At 72.3% G+C, this 3,568-nt stretch carries 3 protein-coding genes and 1 pseudogene; 2 read left to right on the plus strand and 2 right to left on the minus strand.

Annotated elements, in window-relative coordinates:
• Nucleotides 1–365 (minus strand): annotated as a pseudogene (locus EPD65_RS16050) (hypothetical protein); the annotation flags it as partial.
• Nucleotides 366–454: 89 nt separating this feature from the next.
• A complete protein-coding gene (locus EPD65_RS16055) occupies nt 455–1,720 on the minus strand; it encodes an isochorismate synthase (RefSeq protein ID WP_131585968.1) in 1,266 nt (421 codons plus the stop codon).
• A 216-nt stretch (nt 1,721–1,936) separates the two neighbouring features.
• On the opposite strand from EPD65_RS16055, the gene EPD65_RS16060 reads away from it, so the two are divergent.
• Together EPD65_RS16060 and EPD65_RS16065 are read left to right on the plus strand one after the other, a co-directional pair.
• Nucleotides 1,937–2,626: a demethylmenaquinone methyltransferase gene (locus EPD65_RS16060; RefSeq protein WP_131585971.1), complete on the plus strand. Its 690-nt coding sequence runs from the start codon at nt 1,937–1,939 to the stop codon at nt 2,624–2,626.
• A gap of 2 nt (nt 2,627–2,628) precedes the next feature.
• Nucleotides 2,629–3,568, plus strand: a 940-nt coding sequence (locus EPD65_RS16065) for a geranylgeranyl reductase family protein (RefSeq protein WP_131585974.1), incomplete at its 3' end; no start/stop codon positions are given.

Consider the following 3,568-nt stretch of genomic DNA (forward strand, 5'->3'; position numbering starts at 1 on the left):
TCCGCCTCGACCTTGGCGATCTGCGCGTTGACCTCGGTCAGCATCGCGTCGACCTGGGCCTTGAGCTCGGCCGGCGGGGTCAGAGCCTCGATCTTGGAGATGACCTTCTTCGTCGTGGGCAGGACCGTGTCGTTGGTGAAGGCCTCGAGCGCGGCGGCGTCAGGGGAGTCCCCGAGCGTCTGGCTGGCCTTGTCGATGGATGCGTTCATACCGGCACAGAGGGCGTCGGCCTGCTTGAGGTACTCCGCCTTCGTCAGCGTGGAGGGCGACGGGCTGGCGGTGTCCTTCGCGGACGTGTCCGATCCGCCGCAGGCGGCGAGTGACAGGGCGCTGACGGCGACGAGGGCGACGGCAAGCTTCTTCATGAAGGCTCCTGGGTTCGCAGGTCCGACGCCGGCCGGCGTCACGCCGGAGACTAGGCGGAGCTGCGGCCCGCCGCCACGATTCCGGCGGTTCAGCTGGTGAGCGCGTCGCGCACCGGCACGAACTTCGCCTGCGACTCGGCGAGCTCGGCCTGCGGGTCGGAGCCACCGACGATGCCGCAGCCGGCGAAGAGGCGCACGGTCGCGCCGTCGATCACGCCCGAGCGCAGGGCGATGCCCCACTCGCCGTCACCGGTGGCATCCATCCAGCCGACCGGAGCGGCGTAGCGGCCCCGATCCATGCCCTCGATCTCGCTGATCAGGGCGCGCGCGACCGGCGTCGGGGTGCCGCCGACAGCGGCGGACGGGTGCAGCGCGGCGGCCAGCTCGAGGGACGACTCCCCGTCGCGGGCGACACCCGCGACGTCGGTCGCCAGGTGCAGCACGTTGGGTAGGTGCAGGACGAACGGCGTCTCGGGCACGTTCATCGACGAGCAGTACGGCTCGAGCGCCTCGGCGACCGACCGGACGGCGTACTCGTGCTCCTCGAGGTCCTTGCTCGAGTGGGCGAGCATCGCGGCCAGCGCGAGGTCGCGCTCGTCGTCACCGGTACGCCGGATGGTGCCGGCGAGCACGCGGGAGGTGACCAGGCCGCGCTCGCGGCGTACGAGCATCTCGGGGGTGGCGCCGAAGAGGCCGTCGACGTGGAACGTCCAGCAGGTCGGGTACGACGCAGCGAGCCGGCGCAGCGGCCAGCGGGGGTCGATCGGCGCGGATGCCTCGGCGATCAGGTCGCGGGCGAGCACGATCTTCTCGAGGTCGCCGGCCTCGATGCGGGAGACCGCATGGGCGACGACCGTCATCCACTGCGGACCGTTGAGGGCGCCGTCGGCGAAGGTCAGGTCCGCGGGGGGAGCGGGGGCGGTGGTGGCCGTGAGTGACGCCGTCGCGTCGCCGACCGTGGTGACCCAGACCAGGTCGCCGCGGCGCCCGACGATCACCTCGGGGACGATCAGCACCGAGTCGGCCGAGCCCGGCTCGTCGGAGAAGGTGAACGCCCCGAAGCAGACCAGGCCGCTGCCGGGCTCCTCGACCTCGTCGGTGACCGTGGCCAGCGCGGTCGTCTCCGACCACCACTTGGCGGCGTCGGAGAAGCGGGTCGGGCCGGTCGTGCGGACCGATGCCGCGACGCCCCAGCCGACGAGGCCCTCGCCGCGGCGCAGCCAGCTCAGCGGAGCCTCCGCAGGAAGCAGATCGACCAGCGCGCCGACCGCTGCCGCGTCCGACGCGGGGACCAGCACGGTCCGGACGTCGAGGGGGGTGCGGACCTCTGAGGTCCCCCCGGCGGTCTGGGTCATGCGCGCAGCCTAGTCCCGGGTCCATGGCAGAACACGACCGCCTCAGGGCACGTCCGGGAGGCCCCGCCCTGCTGCGCGACGCCCTGCGGGCGCCCGGACCGCGTTGTCGTCGGTCGGCGATGCTCCGCATCGCCTCCCTCCTCCGCCTTGCCGGGCACTCCGCAGGGCGTCGCTCGCGACGGCCGGGCCCTCTCGGACGTGCCCTACTCTGTGCGCGTGACTCGAGCCGAACTGGACAAGAAGCCCACCGACGTACGCCGGATGTTCGACGCCGTCGCGAAGCGCTACGACGTGACGAACACCGTCCTCTCGTTCGGCAGCGACCGCCGCTGGCGCAAGGAAATGATCGCGGCCGTCGGCGCGCGTCCCGGCGACCGGGTGCTCGACCTCGCCGCGGGCACCGGCGTGTCGTCCGTCGCGTTCGCGGAGGCCGGCGTCCACGTCGTGCCCTGCGACTTCTCCGTCGGCATGCTCCAGGCGGGCAAGAAGGTCCGCCCGACGCTCAACTTCGTCGCCGGCGACGGCACGAAGCTGCCCTTCGCCGATGACACGTTCGACGCGGTCACGATCTCCTTCGGCCTGCGCAACTTCGTCGACACCGTCGGTGGCCTGCGCGAGATGCGGCGCGTCACCCGCCCGGGCGGCAAGCTCGTGGTCTGCGAGTTCTCGCACCCGACCAACGCCGCGTTCCGCACGCTCTACCTCGAGTACCTCATGAAGGGCCTCCCGGCCGTTGCCCGCGGTGTCTCGTCGTCGCCCGACGCCTACGTGTACCTCGCCGAGTCGATCCGGGCCTGGCCCGACCAGGCCGGTCTGTCCGCGCTCCTCCAGGAGGCCGGCTGGACGAACGTCGAGCACCGCAACCTCACCGGCGGCATCGTCGCCCTGCACCGTGGAGTGGCCTGAGCATGAGCTCTCCTGCTGACGCACTCTTCGGGCTGACGCCTGCGCGCGACGAGCGCGAGGCGCAGGTCATCGTCGTGGGCGCGGGCCCGGCCGGCGCTGCGACGGCGTACCACCTGGCGAACGCCGGCGTGGACGTGCTGCTCCTGGAGAAGGGCTCGTTCCCGCGCGACAAGGTCTGCGGCGACGGCCTCACCCCGCGCGCTGTCAAGCAGCTGATCGGCATGGGCTTCGACCTCGACGAGCCCGGCTGGCAGAAGAACAAGGGCCTGCGGATCATCGGTGCCGGCCACCGGATCGAGTTGCCCTGGCCCGACCTCGCCAGCTACCCGGCGTACGGCATGGTGCGGCCGCGCATGCAGCTCGACGAGATGCTCGCCCGGCACGCGCAGAAGGCCGGCGCACGGCTGATGGAGCGCACGTCGGTCACCGGTCCGGTGCTCGACGCGACCGGCCGGATCGTCGGCGTGACCGCGCGCGCCCTCGACGAGAACGGCCGCCGTGCCGGTGACGAGGTCACCTACCGCGCGCAGCTCGTCGTCGCCTGCGACGGTGTCTCCTCGCGCCTCGCGACCGGTCTCGGCATCACCCGCCGCGAGAACCGTCCGATGGCCGTCGCGGCTCGCGCCTACTACAAGACGCCGATGCACGACGACCCGTGGATGGAGTCGTGGCTGGAGCTGTGGGACGGGGCGCCGGGCGAGTCGAACCAGCTCCCCGGCTACGGCTGGATCTTCCCGTGCGGCGACGGCACGGCGAACGTCGGTCTGGGCATCCTCGACTCCTCGTCGGCGTTCCGGACGTACGACTCCAAGGCCGCGATCCGCACCTGGCTGGCCCACACGCCGCCGGAGCTGGGCTTCACGGACCCGGACAACCTCGTCGGGGAGGTGCGGTCGGCCGCGCTGCCGATGGGCTTCAACCGCAAGCCGCACTACCGCGGCG

This window comes from Nocardioides jejuensis (assembly GCF_004337475.1).
Lineage (GTDB): Bacteria > Actinomycetota > Actinomycetes > Propionibacteriales > Nocardioidaceae > Nocardioides > Nocardioides jejuensis.

Bases quoted from the DNA above. Each gene is read 5' to 3' on its own strand.
- EPD65_RS16055 (WP_131585968.1), bottom strand. From the start codon at position 1,720: ATGACCCAGACCGCCGGGGGGACCTCAGAGGTCCGCACCCCCCTCGAC.